Annotated in this window: 12 protein-coding genes; 6 read left to right on the forward strand and 6 right to left on the reverse strand. The window is 67.2% G+C overall.

Going from position 1 to position 17,294, the window contains the following annotated elements; genetic code table 11:
• Window positions 1-396: 396 nt before the first annotated feature.
• From ASE59_RS12290 to ASE59_RS12300, 3 genes are read left to right on the forward strand one after another with little or no spacing between them, the layout of a single operon-like run.
• Window positions 397-1,464 carry a PLP-dependent cysteine synthase family protein gene (locus ASE59_RS12290; RefSeq protein WP_056456496.1) on the forward strand — a complete coding sequence of 356 codons (1,068 nt, stop codon included), beginning with the start codon at window positions 397-399 and terminating at the stop codon, window positions 1,462-1,464.
• Window positions 1,461-2,813: an L-serine ammonia-lyase gene (locus tag ASE59_RS12295; protein WP_056456498.1), complete on the forward strand. Its 1,353-nt coding sequence runs from the start codon at window positions 1,461-1,463 to the stop codon at window positions 2,811-2,813. Before ASE59_RS12290 ends, ASE59_RS12295 begins: the two co-directional genes overlap by 4 nt.
• 11 nt (window positions 2,814-2,824) lie before the next feature.
• Entirely contained in the window at window positions 2,825-4,816 is a 1,992-nt protein-coding gene (locus ASE59_RS12300) for a M3 family metallopeptidase (protein ID WP_235515747.1), read from the forward strand.
• A 332-nt stretch (window positions 4,817-5,148) separates the two neighbouring features.
• Here ASE59_RS12300 and ASE59_RS12305 read toward each other — a convergent pair whose 3' ends face one another.
• Window positions 5,149-5,946 carry a bifunctional transcriptional activator/DNA repair enzyme AdaA gene (locus ASE59_RS12305; protein WP_082458346.1) on the reverse strand — a complete coding sequence of 266 codons (798 nt, stop codon included), beginning with the start codon at window positions 5,944-5,946 and terminating at the stop codon, window positions 5,149-5,151.
• Window positions 5,947-6,007: 61 nt separating this feature from the next.
• On the opposite strand from ASE59_RS12305, the gene ogt reads away from it, so the two are divergent.
• Window positions 6,008-6,574: a methylated-DNA--[protein]-cysteine S-methyltransferase gene (ogt, locus tag ASE59_RS12310; protein ID WP_235515748.1), complete on the forward strand. Its 567-nt coding sequence runs from the start codon at window positions 6,008-6,010 to the stop codon at window positions 6,572-6,574.
• Between the two features lie 214 nt (window positions 6,575-6,788).
• Here ogt and ASE59_RS12315 read toward each other — a convergent pair whose 3' ends face one another.
• Together ASE59_RS12315 and uxaC are read right to left on the reverse strand one after the other, a co-directional pair.
• Window positions 6,789-8,204 (reverse strand): mannitol dehydrogenase family protein, encoded by a 1,416-nt coding sequence (locus ASE59_RS12315; protein ID WP_200913270.1) that lies wholly within the window; start codon window positions 8,202-8,204, stop codon window positions 6,789-6,791.
• A complete protein-coding gene (gene uxaC, locus ASE59_RS12320) occupies window positions 8,201-9,610 on the reverse strand; it encodes a glucuronate isomerase (protein ID WP_056456504.1) in 1,410 nt (469 codons plus the stop codon). Before uxaC ends, ASE59_RS12315 begins: the two co-directional genes overlap by 4 nt.
• 65 nt (window positions 9,611-9,675) lie before the next feature.
• Between uxaC and ASE59_RS12325 the strand changes: the two genes are divergently transcribed.
• Entirely contained in the window at window positions 9,676-11,169 is a 1,494-nt protein-coding gene (locus tag ASE59_RS12325; RefSeq protein ID WP_056456505.1) for a UxaA family hydrolase, read from the forward strand.
• A 325-nt stretch (window positions 11,170-11,494) separates the two neighbouring features.
• On the opposite strand, the gene ASE59_RS12330 is transcribed toward ASE59_RS12325, so the two are convergent.
• From ASE59_RS12330 to ASE59_RS12340, 3 genes are all read right to left on the reverse strand, one after another.
• Window positions 11,495-12,022, reverse strand: coding sequence for a gamma carbonic anhydrase family protein (locus tag ASE59_RS12330; protein ID WP_056456644.1), 528 nt, complete (start codon window positions 12,020-12,022; stop codon window positions 11,495-11,497).
• Between the two features lie 13 nt (window positions 12,023-12,035).
• On the reverse strand, window positions 12,036-13,202 hold the full coding sequence (locus ASE59_RS19840) for a histidine-type phosphatase (RefSeq protein ID WP_056456507.1): 1,167 nt from the start codon (window positions 13,200-13,202) through the stop codon (window positions 12,036-12,038).
• A gap of 192 nt (window positions 13,203-13,394) precedes the next feature.
• A complete protein-coding gene (locus ASE59_RS12340) occupies window positions 13,395-16,193 on the reverse strand; it encodes a TonB-dependent receptor (RefSeq protein WP_056456509.1) in 2,799 nt (932 codons plus the stop codon).
• A gap of 204 nt (window positions 16,194-16,397) precedes the next feature.
• Between ASE59_RS12340 and ASE59_RS12345 the strand changes: the two genes are divergently transcribed.
• Window positions 16,398-17,153: a DeoR/GlpR family DNA-binding transcription regulator gene (locus ASE59_RS12345; protein WP_056456511.1), complete on the forward strand. Its 756-nt coding sequence runs from the start codon at window positions 16,398-16,400 to the stop codon at window positions 17,151-17,153.
• Window positions 17,154-17,294 lie beyond the last annotated feature (141 nt).

Raw genomic sequence — 17,294 nt, forward strand, 5'->3', positions numbered from 1 at the left:
ACACTCCCCGCTCCAAACCCCAAGGTCGAAGCACCAGCGAACCGGCGATAGAGAGACCGGAACAGAGGCACCAATCAATTGATCGGCACCGCGTTCCGGTTATAAAAGAGCGAACTCGCTATCCGCTTTTGCGGAGCAGCCCGAAGGCCAGCGAGGCGACCGGCGGGAGAAGCGAAGAGCGTCTCGTCGTCCGGTGAAGCTGCTTATATGGGCGGCTTCAGAAGGCGTCAACAACGATTTTGCGCTTTTTTCGGTTCCACGCGATTTTGCGGTCCTGTGTGCCGTTCCCGGCCGCCTGCGGACATATTGACGCACCCTTCCCCCTCTGCGTCCTGCGCGCCATAAGGAATGGAGATAGTATCTAGTGAGAGGATCCTCCCCTTGCCCCCTGCTGCCATGGCGCCGTCGACCGATCGCATCTGGACGCTCGATGCGATCCGGCGACTGGAAGCGGACTTCTGCCGGTCGGCCGACACGCATCTAATCCGCGTGGAATTGCCGGCAACACCTCGAATCATGCTCTACCTGAAGGACGAATCGGTCCATCCGTCGGGAAGCTTGAAGCACCGGCTCGCCCGGTCGCTGATCCTCTATAGCCTGTGCAACGGCTGGATCGGGCCGGACACGGTGCTGGTCGAGGCGACCAGCGGATCGACGGCGGTGTCGGAGGCCTATTTCGCGCGGCTGATCGGGTTGCGGTTCATTGCCGTCGTCCCCCGGTCGATCGCCAGCGCCAAGATCGATGCGATCCGTTTCCAGGGCGGCGAGGTCCACTTCGTCGATGATCCGCGTGACGTCTATGCCGCAGCACAGGCTTTGGCCGACGCGAGCGGCGGCCATTATCTCGACCAGTTCACCTATGCCGAGCGCGCGACCGACTGGCGGGGCAACAACAACATCGCAGAATCGATCTTTGCACAGATGGCTAAGGAGGATTCGCCCGAGCCAGGCTGGATCGTATGCGGCGCCGGGACCGGGGGGACGTCGGCGACGTTGGGCCGCTTCATTCGCTATGGCAGGCACGCGACGCGATTGTGCGTGGCCGACCCGGCGGCGTCGGTCTTTCATCGCCATTATGCAGACCCGACGACCATGACGGTCGAAGGTGAATGTTCGTGCATCGAGGGTATCGGACGGCCGCGTGTCGAGCCGAGCTTCGTGCCGGCGGTGATCGACCGAATGATCGCGGTCGATGACGCCGACAGTATCGGCGCGATGCGAGCGATCAGCGCACGCCTCGGACGGCCGGTCGGAGGGTCGACCGGGACCAATATTGTCGCATCCGCCACGTTGATCGAGGAGATGGCGGCGGCCGGACAAAATGGGTCGGTGGTGACGATCCTTTGCGATTCGGGACTGCGTTACGGCGATACCTATTATAACGACGGCTGGCTGGCGGCGCGGGGGATCGACTGGCAGCCGGCCGCAGCGCGGTTCGAACGCTTTCTGGGTCAGCCGGCATGACTCCGCTGAGCATCACCGACCTATTCACCATCGGCATCGGGCCATCCAGTTCGCACACCGTCGGGCCGATGCGGGCGGCCTATGCCTTTGCGACGATGCTGGACGAGGACGGTATCGTGCCCGAGCGGGTCCTGTGCGACCTCTATGGGTCGCTGTCGCTGACCGGTCGCGGCCATGCCACCGATGTCGCGGTGCTGTTAGGCCTGGCGGGTGCCACGTCCGAAGGGATCGATCCGGATGCGGTGGCGGGGATGGTCGAGGCGATCCATGCCGGCTGCTCGATCGACTTGGCAGGCACGCGACGAATGGCGTTCGATCCTGCGCGCGACATCGTCTTTCATCCGGGCTTCCTGCCCGGCCATCCCAACGCGATGGCGTTCACGGCAGTGTTGGTGGACGGCAGCCGGATCGTGCGGCGCTACTATTCGATCGGCGGCGGCGCGATCCGGGCCGATGGCGAGACGCCGCCACGGCTGAACCTGACGCTGCCGCACCCCTTTGCCAGCGGGGCGGAGCTGCTGACGATCTGCAACGACACCCGACAGTCGATAGCCGAGATCGTCGCCGCCAACGAGAGCGCTTGGCGGCTCGAGGCCGAGACGCGCGGGTTCCTCGACGCGGTGCGGTCGGCGATGCTCGCTTCGATCGATCGGGGTTGTGCGGGCAGCGGTGAATTGCCCGGGGGCCTGCGCGTCCAGCGGCGGGCGCGGGCGATCCGCGAAAAGCTGCTCGAACGCGGTCCCCGTACCGACCCCAGTGTCGTGTTCGAATGGGTCAGCCTGTGGGCGCTGGCGGTGAACGAGGAGAATGCGGCGGGCGGACGCGTCGTTACCGCACCGACCAACGGCGCGGCGGGGGTGATCCCGGCGGTGCTCAAATATTATGAAACCTTCGTCCATGGATCGACCCGCGCGGGTGCCCATGCGCTGCTGATGACGGCGGCGGCGATCGGGTTCCTGTACAAGCAGAACGCATCGATCTCGGCCGCCGAGATGGGATGTCAGGGCGAGGTCGGCGTCGCCTGTTCGATGGCCGCTGCCGGACTTGCTGCCGCGCTGGGCGCGACGCCGGCGCAGGTCGAGAATGCCGCCGAGATCGGCATGGAGCATAACCTTGGCCTCACCTGCGACCCGATCGGCGGGCTGGTGCAGATCCCGTGTATCGAGCGCAACACGATGGGCGCGATCAAGGCGATCAACGCCGCCTATCTGGCGCTGCACGGCGATGGTCGCCACATCGTCAGCCTCGACCAGGTGATCGAAACGATGCGTCAAACCGGCGAGGATATGAAGAGCCAATATAAGGAGACCAGCCAGGGTGGCCTGGCGGTCAACGTCGTCGAATGTTGAAGGATTTGCGCTTGTTCCAACTTCCCGATTTCGCCGCGATCACCCCCGATTCGATCGCGCCCACGCTCGACGCTCTGTTGACGGAGCGCGAGGGGGTTGCCGAGCGCGCCAAGGCCGCGAACCCCACTTTTGACGATACGTGGTTGCCGGTCGAGGCGGCGGATGTCGCGCTCGACGATTTCTGGTCGACCGTATGGCATCTGCACGCCGTGGCCGACAGCCCGGAATTGCGCGAGGCGCATGCGGCGGGACAGGCGGTGCTGACCGCGCGCGGTATCGCGGCGCAGCAGGACCGGGCGATGTTCGATACGCTGCGGTCGCTGGCGATCGCACCGGAATTTGGTGAGCTGGACGATGCCGATCGGGTGGCGGTCGAGCGGTCGATCCGCGACCGAACGCTGGCGGGCGTCGCGCTGGATGAGGCGGAGCGCGAGCGGTTCAAGGACGTCGCGACCGAATTGTCGGCGCTCCAGACCGAGTTCGCCAGTGCGGTACTGGATGCGACCGATGCGTGGACGCTGCACGTCACCGATGAGGCGCGGCTGACCGGACTGTCGGAGGCTGACCGGGCGATGATGGCGGCGGCGGCGGAGGCGCGCGGGCTGGACGGCTGGGTCGTGACGCTGCAGCAACCGAGCGTCGTCGCGGTGCTGACCTTTGCCGAGGATCGCGACCTTCGCGCCGAAGTCTATCGCGCCTATGGCACGCGGGCATCGGATCAGGGGCCGGACGCGGGCAGGTTCGACAATGGCGAGCGTATCCGCCGTATCCTGTCGCTGCGGCACGAGGCGGCGACGCTGCTTGGATTCACCGATCCGGTCGCCCGGTCGCTGAGCACCAAGATGGCGCCCGACGTGGCGGAGGTGCTGGCGTTCCTGCGCGATCTCGCGAAGCGGGCGCGACCGCATGCCGAGGCGGAGATCGCCGAGTTGCGCGCCTTTGCCGCCGAGCATCTGGCGATCGATGACCTGCAACCCTGGGATATCGGTTTCGTCAGCGACCGGCTGAAGCGGCATGCCCATGCGATCGATCAGTCGGTGGTGAAGCAATATTTCCCGGTCGACCGGGTGCTGGCCGGGTGGCGCACCCTGTTGGGGCAGTTGTTCGGGCTGACGCTGACCGAGCGCGCGGACGTCGCGACCTATCACCCCGACGCGCAGTATTATGACGTGGCGGACGAACAGGGCGTGTTCGCCGGGCTGTATCTCGACCTGCATGCGCGTGCCGGCAAGAAGGGCGGTGCATGGATGGCCCCTGCCCGGCCCTATCGCGCCGATCCGGCGGAGGGCATTCCGGTCGCGTACATGGTCTGCAACTTTGCGCCGACCGGCGGGGCGACGCCGCTGTTGAGCCATGACGACGTGACGACGTTGCTGCACGAGACGGGGCATTGCCTGCATCACCTCTTCACGCGCATTCCGCGGCCGGACATTGCGGGGACGACCGGGTTCGAATGGGACGCGGTCGAACTGCCCAGCCAGTTGATGGAGGATTTTGCGTGGGAGCCGTCGGTGCTCTCCGCCATGTCGGGGCATGTCGAGACCGGCGAGCCGTTGCCGGGCGACCTGTTCGAGCGGATGCTGGCGGCGCGGCGGTTCGGGTCGGGCATGTTCCTGCTGCGGCAGATCGAGTTCGCGATGTTCGACCTGTTGCTGCATCTGGGGACGCAGGGTGACGACCCGATGACGGTCATCGAGGCGGTGCGCGATGAGGTGGCGGTGGTGCGGGCGCCCGCGTGGCACCGCTTCCCGCATGCCTTTTCGCATATCTTCGCCGGAGGCTATGCGGCGGGCTATTACAGCTATCTGTGGGCGGAGTTGCTGGCGGCGGACGGCTTTGCCGCGTTCGTCGAGGCTGGGACGGTGGATCGGGCGACCGGGGACCGGCTGCGCGAGACGGTGCTCGCCCAGGGTGCGGTGCGGCCGGCGATCGAGCTGTTCCGGGCGTTTCGCGGGCGCGATCCCGATCCGGCGGCAATGCTGGCGCGGCATGGACTGGTTTGACTGACCCAAAGTTCACTAAGTTCACACTTGCGCGTTGTTTGTGGTGCGGTCGAAGGAAGAGAGTTTTTTGTTCACGCGAAGGCGCTAAGGCACGAAGAAGAGGTTACATTTCGCGCAGAGGCGCGGAGGGGTGCGTTTTGGCGATCGGCTCGCGATCGGGAGACCGTATCGCTTTTCGGAGCACAGAATGAAGCCGCTGATGCGGGGACGCTGCGTCAAGCACAACCGCTCCGCGCCTCTGCGCCTCTGCGCGAAAATCTAATCTTCTTCCCTTCGCGTCTCCGCGCCTTCGCGTGAAACTTATCGGCGGCAGCGGTGAGAAAGAACGGTCCTCATCCTGTCGACCGGTGAGCCTGTAGGACAGCATTTTCGGACACCGCCCGCTTGGCAGCGGCGATGGCGCGGCCGAGCGCGGGGAGCGGGACGTCGGTCAGGGTGATGCGAAGCGTCCGGTTCTTGCCGGGCGTTACGTCGGCGCGGCCTTTGGGAAGCGCGACCGCCATCGGACCGGCGGGCACGAAATCGGGACGGTGGGCGATGGTGACGGCGATCGGCGCGGCCGGATCGGGGTGCGCCCCTCCGCGGCGGAGCGCCGAGGGCGCGCGGCCGAACGCCGCCTGAAAGGCTTCGTTGAAGCGGCGGACGCTGCCATAGCCGGCGGCGAAGGCGATGTCGGTCAGCGGCAGGCGGGTGTCGTGGACCAGATGCTTGGCGAGGTGGAGGCGGCGAGTCGCCTCGATCGCCAGCGGGGTCAGCCCCAGATGTTCGACGAACAGCCGGCGGAGGTGACGGTCGGTCATCCCCAGCCGGTCGGCCAGCGCGGCGACGCTGCCCTCCGCCAATGCGCCATCGTCGATCAGGCGGAGCGCGCGGTGGATCGAGGCGAGCGTGCCTGCCCATGCGGGGCTGTCGGGTGCGGTCTCGGGGCGACAGCGCAGGCACGGCCGATAGCCCGCCGCCTGTGCCGCCGCCGCGCTGGCGTAGAAGGAGACGTTGCTGCGGGTCGGCGTGCGGGCCGGGCAGATCGGGCGGCAATAGATGCGCGTCGTACGGACGGCGGTGAAGAACAGCCCGTCCTGCGCCGGATCACGGCGGAGGATCGCGGCATAGCAATGGTCGGCGTCGAGCATGACGCAACCTTATCGCCGACACGGAAAGCGACTAGCGGAAAACGGACATGGGCGTTGCGTGATGTCCGGTTTCCGCTGGCAGTCGGTCGAGCGTGGCGGCAGGTTGTCGGGCATGATGACGCTGTATCAAGAATTGCTGCCCAGCCCGGTAGGGACGATCACCATCCTGACCGATGGCGACGGGGTCCTGCGCGTGCTGGAGTTCGAAGATTTCAGCGCGCGGATGGAGCGGTTGCTGCGGCTCCATTACGGGTCGGGTGGGTGGCGGGTCGAGCCGGCCACGCGGACTAGCGAGGCGATGCGGGCGATGACCGCCTATTTCGCGGGCGATGTGGCGGCGATCGACGGGCTGCCTTCCGCAACCGGCGGGACGGCGTTCCAGCGTTCGGTATGGGCGGTGCTCCGCGATGTCGGGGCGGGGCAGACGGTCGCCTATGTCGACATCGCCGCCGCGATCGGGCGACCGAGTGCGGTGCGGGCGGTAGGGCTGGCCAATGGGTCGAACCCGATTGCGATCGTGGTGCCGTGCCACCGGATCATCGGCCGGTCGGGGGCGCTGACCGGCTATGGCGGCGGGCTGGAGCGCAAGCGGTGGTTGCTGGCGCATGAGGGAGTGGTGCTGGTTTAGGACTTTTGGTTCACGCGAAGGCTCGGAGACGCGAAGAATGATTGTTCGCGCAAAGGCGCAGAGGCGCGGAGGGGTTGTGTCCCGGGCGGGCGGTGCGCGACCGGAAGACCGTAGCGCCCCTTGCGGCGGGGAATGAAGCCGCTGACGCCGAGGACGCTGCATCAAGCACAACGCCTCTGCCCCTCTGCGCCTCCGCGTGAACCAATCTACCCTATCAGACCAACGCCGCCGCCAGATCCTCACCCGGCGCCAGCGCCGCATAAGCCCGTTCGACCGCCGCGACGAACACCGCATCCTCGCCAAGATCGCCGAACACATCGCGCATCGCCAGCAGCGCCGCCGGCTCCCCGGCCCGCGCCAGCAGCGCTTCGGCGCGGGGGTCTACCAGCTTTTCGCCGCTCATCTTTCGCAGTTCGAGGAAGCGGAACCATGCCGCGATCGGGACGGCCAGCCGGTCGACGCTGCGGCCCGCCGCGCGGGCGTCGCGGATCGTGTCGCACAGGCGGTAGGGCAGTTTCTGCGAGCCGTCCCATGCGATCTGCGCCAGTTGATGGGCGATCGCCGGATTGGCGAAGCGCGCCAGCACCGCGTCGATATAGGCCGGCAGGTCCATTTCGGCGGGCGGCTGGATCGAAGGGGCGATGTCCTGCCGCATCAGCCGTTCGGCGAAGGCGGCGAGCGGCTGGCACGTCATCGCGTCGCGAACGGTGACGAGGCCCATCAGCAGCCCGACATAGGCGAGCGTCGAATGCGCGCCGTTCAAGAGCCGTAGCTTGGCGTTTTCGAAACCGCGCACGTCGCGGGTGAACTGAACCCCGGCGGCATCGAGCGGCGGGCGGTCGCCGGCGAAATCGTCCTCGATCACCCATTGCGCGAACCCTTCGCGCTGGATCGGCCAAGCATCTTCGAGACCGGTGGCGGCGCGGACCGATGCCCGCAGCGCGTCGTCGGTCGCGGGCGTGATCGAATCGACCATGGTCGAGGGGAAGCGGACGTTATCGTCGATCCACATCGCCAGGTCCGGATCGCGCGCGGCGGCGAGATCGCGCACCGATCGGCGGAAGCGATGGCCGTTATCCGCCAGATTGTCGCACGACATGAGCGTGATCGCGCCGCCCCCGGCAGCCCGGCGCGCGGCAAGGCCGGCGACCAGCCAGCCCGACAGCGTCGACGGTTCGGCGCCGGTCAGTTCGCGGACGATCGCGGGATGCTCCATGTCAAGCGCGCCGCTGCCGTCGAGGTGATAGCCTTTCTCGGTCACGGTGGTGGTGACCAGCCGCGTCGTCGGCGCGGCGATGCGCGACAGGATCGCGTCGCGGCGCTGTGCGGTCAGCAATTCGGTGATCGAGCCGATCACGCGGTAACTGGTCTCGCGGTCGAGCAGCGCCAGCGTGTAGAGTCCGTCCTGCGGCCCCAGCGCATCGGCCACCCCGGTTGAATTGAGCGCGACCGCGCTGATCGCCCAGCGCGGGTCCGTCGCGAGGATGCTGTCGACATAGGCCGCCTGATGCGCGCGGTGGAACGCGCCGGGGCCGATATGGACGATGCCGGGGGTCAGCGTCGTCCGGTCGTAATCGGGGCGGGCGACCGAGGCGGGCAGGTCGGCGAGGGTGGCGTTGGACAGGTTCACAGCTTGTATGCCTTCTTCACGAGGCTATAGGTCAGATCGTGCGCGATCCTGTGCGCTTCGGCTTCGTCCAGCCGGTGTTCGGCGACCAGCCGGGCGAGGAACGCGCAGTCGACGCGGCGGGCGACATCGTGGCGCGCCGGGATCGACAGGAAGGCGCGGGTGTCGTCGTTGAAGCCGACGGTGTTGTAGAAGCCGGCCGTCTCGGTCGTCATCTCGCGGAAGCGGCGCATCCCCTCCGGCGAATCGTGGAACCACCATGCGGGGCCGAGCTTCAGGCACGGATAATGGCCCGCCAGCGGCGCCAGTTCGCGGGCGTAGGTCGATTCGTCCAAGGTAAACAGGATGATGGTCAGATCGGTCGAGGTGCCGACCACATCGAGCATCGGCTTCAACGCCGCGACATAATCGGTGCGGGTCGGGATATCGGCGCCCTTGTCGCGGCCATAGGTCTCGAACAGGCCGCGATTGTGGTTGCGGAACGATCCGGGGTGAATCTGCATGACCAGCCCGTCGTCGATCGACATGCGCGCCATTTCGGTCAGCATCTGCGCGCGGAACAGTTCGGCGTCGGCGGCGTCGGCGGTACCGGCGATGACCTTGGCGAACAGCGCCTCCGATTCGGCGGGCGACAGGTTGGCGGTGCGGGCGGTCGGGTGGCCGTGATCGCTCGACGTCGCGCCGGCGGCAATGAAGTCCTGTCGCCGCTTGCGGTGGGCGTTCAGATAGCCGGTCCAGTCATGGACGTCCTCGCCGGTCAGTTCCGCGAATTTGGCAAGAGCCGGACCAAAGGCCTCGTGTTCGCAGTCGATCACCGCATCGGGGCGATAGGCGGTGACGACGCGCCCGCTCCAGCCGCTGGCGCGGATCGCGCGGTGATGGTCGAGCGGATCGTCGGCGCCTTCGGTCGTCGCGATCAATTCGATGCCGAAGCGTTCGAACAGCGCGCGCGGGCGATAGGCGTCGGTCGCCAGCAGTTCGCCGATCCGGTCGTAATAGCTGTCGGCATTGGCGGCGGTCAGCGCTTCCTCGAACCCGAACACGGCACCGAACACATGGTCGAGCCACAGCCGCGACGGGGTACCGCGGAACAGATGCTGGTTGGCCGCGAACACTCCCCATGCCTTGCGCGGATCGGCGACGATCGTCCCGTCACGGCGCGGCACGGCAAGGTCGTCGAGCGCGATGCCCTGACTGTAGAGCATCCGGAAGATATAGTGGTCGGGCGACAGCAACAGTTCGGTCGCGTTGGTCCAGGGGCGGTTGGTCGCGAACCAGGCCGGGTCGGTATGGCCATGCGGGCTGACGATCGGCAGGTCGCGGACGCCCTCGTACAGGCTGCGGGCGATGCCGCGCGTCGTCGGATCGGCCGGGAACAGGCGATCGGGGTTCAGCAGCAGGGCGGGCATCGGCGTCTCCTTTGCCGCCTATTCGTGGATTGTGCCAGCGGTGGCAATGCCCTATTTCCGTTGCCATGCCCGATGTTTCCCCCGCCCGTGCCGTCCGCGTCGATCGTGAGGACGACGTTGCCTTGTTGCTCAATCCCGTGGCGGCAGGTGGCGTGGTCGCGGTCGATGACGAGCGGGTGGTGGCGCTGGTCGACATTCCGGTCGGGCACAAGATCGCGGTGCGCGCGGTCACGGCGGGTGCGCCGGTGCGCCGCTATCGCAGCCCGATCGGCATCGCGCGCTCGGCCATCGCGGCAGGCGAGCATGTCCATGTCCATAATGTCGCGACGGCGTTGGCCGGTGAGGACGAGTATCGCTACGCCCCCGCCCTGCCGCCCGCCCCGGCGGCACGCAGCGAGCCGGGCTTTGCCGGCTATGTCCGCGCCGATGGCAGCGTGGGGACGCGCAACGAAATCTGGGTGCTGCCGACGGTCGGCTGCGTCGGGCGGCTGGGCGAGCGGATCGCGATGCAGGCCGGGCCGCGCCATGCCGGACGGATCGATGGGGTCCATGCGTTCAACCACCCGTTCGGCTGTTCGCAGCTGGGCGATGATCTGAACCGCACGGGAGCGATCCTCGCCGCGCTGGCGTGCAATCCCAATGCCGGGGGCGTGGTGCTGCTGGGCCTCGGCTGCGAATCGAACCAGCTCGACGCGATGCTGGCGCGGCTGCCCGACGACGTGCTGGCGCGGGTGCGGACGGTGCGGGCGCAGGCGAGCGCCGATGAGTTCGCCGAGGCGATGGCGGCGGTCGACGAATTGGCCGAGGCGGCGGCGGCGAAGCGGCAGCCAGTGCCGCTGTCGGCACTGCGGCTGGGGGTGAAGTGCGGGGGGTCGGATTCGATGTCGGGGCTGACCGCCAATCCGCTGATCGGGCGGATGACCGACCGGGTTGCGGCGGCGGGCGGCACGGTGCTGATGACCGAAATCCCCGAGATTTTCGGTGCGGAACGGATGTTGATGGCGCGCTGTACCGACGAAGCCGTGTTCGACCGGCTGGTCGAGGTGACCAACCGTTTCAAACGCTATTTCCTCGACCATGGCGAGCCGGTTTCGGAAAATCCAAGCCCCGGCAATATCGCTGGCGGGATCACCACGCTGGAGGAAAAATCGCTGGGCGCGGTGCAGAAGGGTGGCCTCGCCCCGGTCAGCGACGTGCTCGATTATGGGGAGCCGGTTCGGAAGGCCGGGCTGTCGGTGGTCGACGGGCCGGGCAATGACGCGGTGTCGACAACCGCGCTGGCGGCGGCGGGGGCGACGATCACGCTGTTTTCGACCGGACGCGGCACGCCGCTCGGCTCCCCCGTGCCGACGATGAAGATCGCGACCAACCGCGATCTGGCGACGCGTAAGGCCGGCTGGATCGATTTCGATGCGAGCACGGTGCTGGACGACGGGCAGGACGCGGCGGCGGATGCGCTGCTTGGGCGGATCGTGGCAGTGGCTTCGGGGGAGCCGGCTCGCAACGAGGTGAACGAGGAACGCGCGATCGGGATCTGGAAGTCAGGGGTGACGCTGTAGTTTCGCCGCTCATGGTCGGACGGTGGGAGCGACAATGAAAACTGCTACTTCTTCCGACGGAACGCGACTTCTTCACGGATCGCCGTGAGCATAGGCAAGAACGCGCCATGCCAAAGAACGAACCCCTGCCCGACGACCGACAACCCTATCGCGGTCGGCATGAGCCATCCGCTCATCCCGGTCGGTAATCCTACCAGCCAACACACGAGGTGCGCGATCGGAGGTAAGACGATCCACGGAAGGCACAGGACTGCCGCCTGATTTGCCAGACCCAGCCCTGAAAGAGTCGCCGTCTTTCGTTCAAGATAAGCGCGATATCGAAACATCATTTTCCGCACGGCAGCAGTGCGCCGGCATAACGCTTCGCCTTTTCGACATAGACCGCTGCCGACATCCGCAACCCGGCGAGTTGTTCGTCGGTCAGCGTCTTCACCGCCCGCGCCGGGGCACCCACGATCAGGCTTTTGGGCGGAAACGTCTTGCCCTCCGTCACCAAGGCACCCGCCCCTACCACGCAATCTTCGGCGATCACCGCATGGTTCAGCACCGTCGCGCCCATGCCGATTAGCACCCGGTCGCCGATGGTGCAGCCATGCAGCACCGCGCGGTGGCCGATGGTGCAGTCCTGCCCCAGCGTCAGCGGCGCGCCGGGATCGCTGTGCAGGACCGCGCCGTCCTGTACGTTGCTGCGGTCGCCGATGACGATAGGGCCATTGTCGGCGCGCACCACCGCGCCGAACCAGATGCTGGCCCCCGCCCCCAGCCGTACCGCGCCGATCACATCGGCGGATGGCGCTACCCAGCTGTCGGGGGCAAGATCGGGGACGGCGGCGGCGAGGGCGTAGCAGGGCATGGCGCGCAAGCTATCACCCTGTCACGACCGGGGCGAGCTTTGCGCGCAGCAGCTTGTCGAAGCGGTCGAGCGGACAACGGACGCCGCAGCCGGGAATGGCGAGTGGGGTTTCGACCACCGTCGCCGCACCCGAACGGATCGCGTCGAGCGGCTGCACCCGGTAGGAGACGGTGACATACGGCCCCTTGCCGCCCCGCCAGCGCTTGAAGACCAGCGCACCGCCGGGAGCGACGTCGTTCCGCGCAAAGCCCGGCGCGTCGAGATCGACGCCCAGCGCCGCGCCCAATGCGGTGACGTTGGTGTCATGCCCGACCAGTATCTCGATGCGCGGCGCCTGTGCGGCGCTCAGCGTCCCCAGCATATGCGCACCCAGCGGTCCCGCCTGATGCGCGGCCATGTAGGGCGACCGGGTGAATACGTCGAACAGCGCGGCGTGGAGCGTGCCGATCCGGCGGATCGTCGTGGCATCGGCGCGGCCGAACCCGACCTGCGCCATCGGCATCGCTTCGGCATATTGCAGCAGGATCACCTGCGCGGTGCCCGAGGTCGCGCGGATCGGGCCGGTGAAGTCGATGCCGCGTCCGTCGCGACTGGGCTTCAGCGTCGCCGGTCCGCGCGTCGAGCACCCGGCAGGCAGGCCGCAACCGAGCACGCGGTCGAGGGTGCGGATCGCATTGGCATGGCGGGCGGTCAGCACATCGACGCCGCCGGTATAGGTGGTGATCGCCGCCACTGCCTTGTCCGCGTCGAAGGCGGTGGCACCGGCACGCAGCGGTTCGAACAGCGGGTCGACCTTGCCGTCAGGGTTGTGGCCGACCGGCAGGTCGCAACCGGGGGCAAGCGCATCGGCATAGGCGCGGCCGGTGGCGATGGTGCGTTCGGCGGTGTTGGTCCAGATGCGGACGCTGCCGGGGGTCGGGCAGGAGTTGGTGGTCAGCCAGCGGCGGTCGTGGCGGGCGAGTTGCGCGATCGCCTGTGCGCCGTGGCGGGTAAGGACTTCGGGCGCGACCGACCATTTCGGCCACGTGCCGGCGACCTTCGTGTCGGCCGGCGCCTCGCCGGTGATCGGGGCGCGGACGCCGTGGCGCATCAGGAGGACGACGCGGTCGAGCGTGTCGCGCGCGGCGGCGGGTTGCGGCGCGAAGGTGAGCGCGGCGGCGAGAAACAGGGGGAGGCGCATGGGCATCCTTTCCGTCGGATAGGTACGTAACCAGTACGGCTGTTCTTTACGTCGCCCTAGCGAAGGCTGGGGCCTCTCGCGGCGAGGCGCGCGGTCCTGCAACGGGAAGATCCCAGCCTGCGCTGGGATGACGTTTGTGGCGAGCGAGACTGGCAGGAACGGGCGGCGACCCGGAAGTCGCCGCCCTTCGCTTTACATCTTCATCGTCAGGCTGAACTGGAACACCCGGCCGGTCTTCAGATAACCACCGTTGCGGTCGTTCGAGATGTACGTCTCGCCCTTCCCCACCGTCGCCCAATAGGTGTGCTGGTCGAGCAGGTTGCGCGCCGACACGCCGATTTCGAGATTGTCGGTCACCTCATAGGCAGCACCGAAGTTCAGTTCGCCGACCGGCTGGACATAGATGTCGGGCTGGCTGTCCTGCACCGCCGCGAGGATGCGGCCGGTATAGTTGTACCACAGGTTCGTGCGGAACCCGCCGCCGGCATAGAAAACCTCGGCATTGTAGATCAGGTCCGGCGCCTGCGGCAGCGCGCTGGTGCGGGTGGTGCGCACGCCGTTCAGCGGGATGACATAGCTTGCCTCGGTCTGCTGGTAGGTGATGTTCCCGCCCACGCCGAAATTGCCGAGGAAGCTGCTATCGACCATGTCGCCGACGGTGAAGCGGCCCGATGCCTCGACCCCCTTCGCCGTGCCGCCGCCGCCGTTGATCGGGCGGGTATAGACGATGCCGTCGATCGTCTCACCCGCCGTCCGCGTGGCGGTGGTGACGACAAAGTTCGACAGGTCCTTGTAATAAGCGGCAAGCTGGAAATAGCGGCCGACCCCGGCATAGACATCGATGCCCGCGTCATAGCTCCATGCCTGTACCGGCTTCAGGTCCGGGTTCGGCTGGCTGATCGCGGTAATCGCGTTATTGCGGCCGGGATCGCGGGTGATGCGGGTCGGGCCGGCGATCAGGTCGAACGACGGGCGGGCATAGCTCGACCGGGCGGCGGCACGCACGGTAATGCGGTCGCTGGGCTTCCACGCCGCGAGGACGCTGGGGTCGAGATGGTCGTAGTCGCGACCGGCGTTGACGAAGCGCGCCCCGTCGGCATCGTTGATGAAGTACCGAGCGTTGAAGCTGTTATCCTCGTAGCGGATGCCGGGCATCACTTCGAGCGTGCCGAGCTTCAGCGTCGCGGTGCCGTACAGCGCCTTGCGCTGCTCATGCCCGTCGAGCAGCCCTTGGTTGAGGGTGTTTTGCGCGATGACCATCGGGTCGACATAGTCGCGGACCTGCGCGTCGAGCTGGGCACGCGACAGCACCTTGATCGGGCGGGCGGGATAGTAATCGAGGAAGTCCTTGAGGACATAGCCGAGATACTGGTTGATCGACGGCCCCTGCACCGGGCCGCTCTGAAGCGGGGTCAGGAAGCGGTAGCGGGTGTTGTCGGGCGCGAGGCTGCGACCGGTGCGATCGGCATCCTCGTACAGCCCACCGACTTCCACCGACGACAGCACGCTGTCGCCGCTCCAGCCGACGCTGCCCTTCAGCGTCTTCTTCTTCTCGGTCAGATAGTCATAGCCGCGCTGGACATAGAGCTGGGTTGGACGGTCGAGCGACGACACATAGCGGGTCGCGCCCGCCGACAGCACGGGGCGGGGCGATTTGGAGTTGGACAGGTCGACGACGACGCCTTCGGTCGCCGCCCCGGTGTTGGTGGCGGTGCCGTTATAGGCGATGCCACGGAACGCCGCCTCGATCCGGGTCGGCTGGTCGAAACGGCCATCGGCATAGGCGCCTTCGAGCGCGGCGGTGAAGCCGTTCCAATGCGCCTTCGCACCGACCTGTGCCGAGAACAGTTCCTGTTCGATATCCTCGGTGCGGAAATAGCTGGCCGGGTTCACGCCCTGCGGCGTGTAGACGCCCGCCACGTTGTAGGCGCGGGTCGTGCTGCCGTTCGCCAGCGTGCGCAGCGGGTTGCCGCTCGACTGGCCGCTGGTCACCTCGTTGCGCAGCGCGGTCTGGTTCATCGTGTTAGTGTTGAGGTACGTCGCGTAATTGACGCGTCCGAACAGATCGATCGCCTCACCCCGGAAGTCGAGCGAGCCGGTCGCGCCGTAGCGTTTGATCTTGTTGTTGTAGAAATTCCACTGCACGCCATCGGCCGACAGCGCGTTGGCGTTGGCGCGCGGGGTGCCGACGTCGAAATTGGTGGTCTTGTAGTCGTTCTGCACTGCGGTCGATTCGGCCGCGTTGCCGCGTTCCTCGTAATAGCCGGCGAGGTACACGCCGAACTGACGGTCGCTGCCGAAGCGGCGTGCGGTGTCTAGCCCGATCGCGCCGCCGAACGCCTCCTGTTCACGGTCGAGCGCGAGGCCGGCGACCTGCCCCAGCACGCGGGCGCGGGTGAACCCTTGCGCGAAGTCGAACGCAGTCGGGGTGCGCAGGTCAATGATGCCGGCGATGGCATCGGCGTCGCGCGCGGCACCCGGCGTCTTGTCGACGACGATACCGCCGATCGCGAAGGGCGAGAACAGGTTGAGCGAGATCGCGCGGCTGCTGCCCGCCGTCTGCGGCAGGCGCAGACCGTCGAGCGTATAGGCGTTGTAGCCGGTGTCGAAACCGCGGATCGTCGCGAACTGGGCCTCGCCGGTCGCGCTCTGGTTGCGACCCTGATCGCGGCTGACCGAGACGCCCGGCAGCATCTTGGCGAGGTCGGCGATGCCGGTCTGCGAATGGACGGCGACGTCGCCGGTGGTGACGATATCGATCGTCGCGATCGCCGACTGCTCCTCGTTCAGCGCGGTCCGCTGGCGCCGGCCGTTGACGACGATGTCGTCGGTCAGCGATTCGCTGGAGGTCTGCGGTTCGGCGACTGGTGCCTCCTGAGCTTGCGCGGTGCCGGGCAGCAGCGCGGCGACGGCAAGGGCGGTGAGAGCGCTGGACAGAGCGAGCGCAGGAGCGCGCCACCGGCCAGCCGGCAGCGTCGAGAACGACGACATGGATTTCCCCTTTGGATGAAGGCGGGGTTGTTCCCCGTTCGGTGGCGCGCTTAGGTGGCCAATGCGTATAATTTGTTACAACCGGTCATGATTCTGCGCGAATGGTGCTCATGCGCAAGAATATCGCGTATGCGGTGATGACATTCTGTTGATATCGTCCGCGACCGGTTGCGATTGCCGCACCGGGCGATATGCTGCGCGACCATGATGAAGCGCCGCGACCGCCGCCAGGACATCCTCGATCTGCTGCGCCAGGGCGAGGCGATGGGCATCCATGGGCTGGCGAACATCCTTGCCGTATCCGACGAAACGGTGCGCCGCGAATTGCGGCTGCTGGAGGCGGACGGGCTGATCGAGCGCATCCATGGCGGGGCGCGGCTGGCGAAGTCGGTCGAGGAAGGGCCGTTCGAGGCGCGGCTGCACCGCAACGCCGCCGCCAAACAGCGCATCGCCGCCGCCGTGGCGCAGGTGGTAGCGGACGGTGAATCGCTCTACCTCGACGCCAGTTCGACCGCGTTCCACATCGCGCAGGCGCTGAAAGGAAAACGCGACCTGACCGTGGTCACCAACGCGCTGGGCGTCGCCGCCGAACTGGGCGGGCGCAACGGCAACCGGCTGTATCTGGCGGGGGGCGAGCTGGACGATCGGTACCGCGCATTCTTCGACGCGACGGCGCGGGCGTATCTGGCACAGTTCCGGCCGGGCATGGCGATCGTGTCGACCGAGTCGGTCGACGCCCGGGCCGGCTTCACCGACTATCATATCGGTGAAGGCGAATTGTGCCGGCAGATGATCGGCCAGTCGCGGCGGGCGACGATGGCGGTCGACGCGTCGAAATTCGACCGGGCAAGCGTGGTGGCAGTCGCCGCGTTCGGTGAGGTCGACCGGATCGTTACCGACCGGGTGTGCGATGCGGGCTATGCGGCGGTTACTGCCGGGGTGGAGTGGATCGTGGCGTGAACCCAATCGCCGTGCTCCTCGTCGGCGGACGTCCAGGCTTTTACGAAGCGATGAAACCTCTCCCCTCCCTGGAAGGGAGGGGTTGGGGGTGGGTTGGTCCGTGGGCGGGCGTTACATTCCCTCGCAAGCCGACCCACCCCC

This window comes from Sphingomonas sp. Leaf10, assembly GCF_001421245.1.
Taxonomy (GTDB): Bacteria; Pseudomonadota; Alphaproteobacteria; order Sphingomonadales; family Sphingomonadaceae; genus Sphingomonas.

Coding starts and splice junctions, on each gene's coding strand:
- ASE59_RS12290 (WP_056456496.1), top strand. CDS start 397: ATGGCGCCGTCGACCGATCGCATCTGGACGCTCGATGCGATCCGGCGA.
- ASE59_RS12295 (WP_056456498.1), top strand. CDS start 1,461: ATGACTCCGCTGAGCATCACCGACCTATTCACCATCGGCATCGGGCCA.
- ASE59_RS12305 (WP_082458346.1), bottom strand. CDS start 5,946: ATGCTCGACGCCGACCATTGCTATGCCGCGATCCTCCGCCGTGATCCG.
- ogt (WP_235515748.1), top strand. CDS start 6,008: ATGTCCGGTTTCCGCTGGCAGTCGGTCGAGCGTGGCGGCAGGTTGTCG.
- uxaC (WP_056456504.1), bottom strand. CDS start 9,610: ATGCCCGCCCTGCTGCTGAACCCCGATCGCCTGTTCCCGGCCGATCCG.
- ASE59_RS12325 (WP_056456505.1), top strand. CDS start 9,676: ATGCCCGATGTTTCCCCCGCCCGTGCCGTCCGCGTCGATCGTGAGGAC.
- ASE59_RS12330 (WP_056456644.1), bottom strand. CDS start 12,022: ATGCCCTGCTACGCCCTCGCCGCCGCCGTCCCCGATCTTGCCCCCGAC.
- ASE59_RS19840 (WP_056456507.1), bottom strand. CDS start 13,202: ATGCGCCTCCCCCTGTTTCTCGCCGCCGCGCTCACCTTCGCGCCGCAA.
- ASE59_RS12340 (WP_056456509.1), bottom strand. CDS start 16,193: ATGTCGTCGTTCTCGACGCTGCCGGCTGGCCGGTGGCGCGCTCCTGCG.
- ASE59_RS12345 (WP_056456511.1), top strand. CDS start 16,398: ATGATGAAGCGCCGCGACCGCCGCCAGGACATCCTCGATCTGCTGCGC.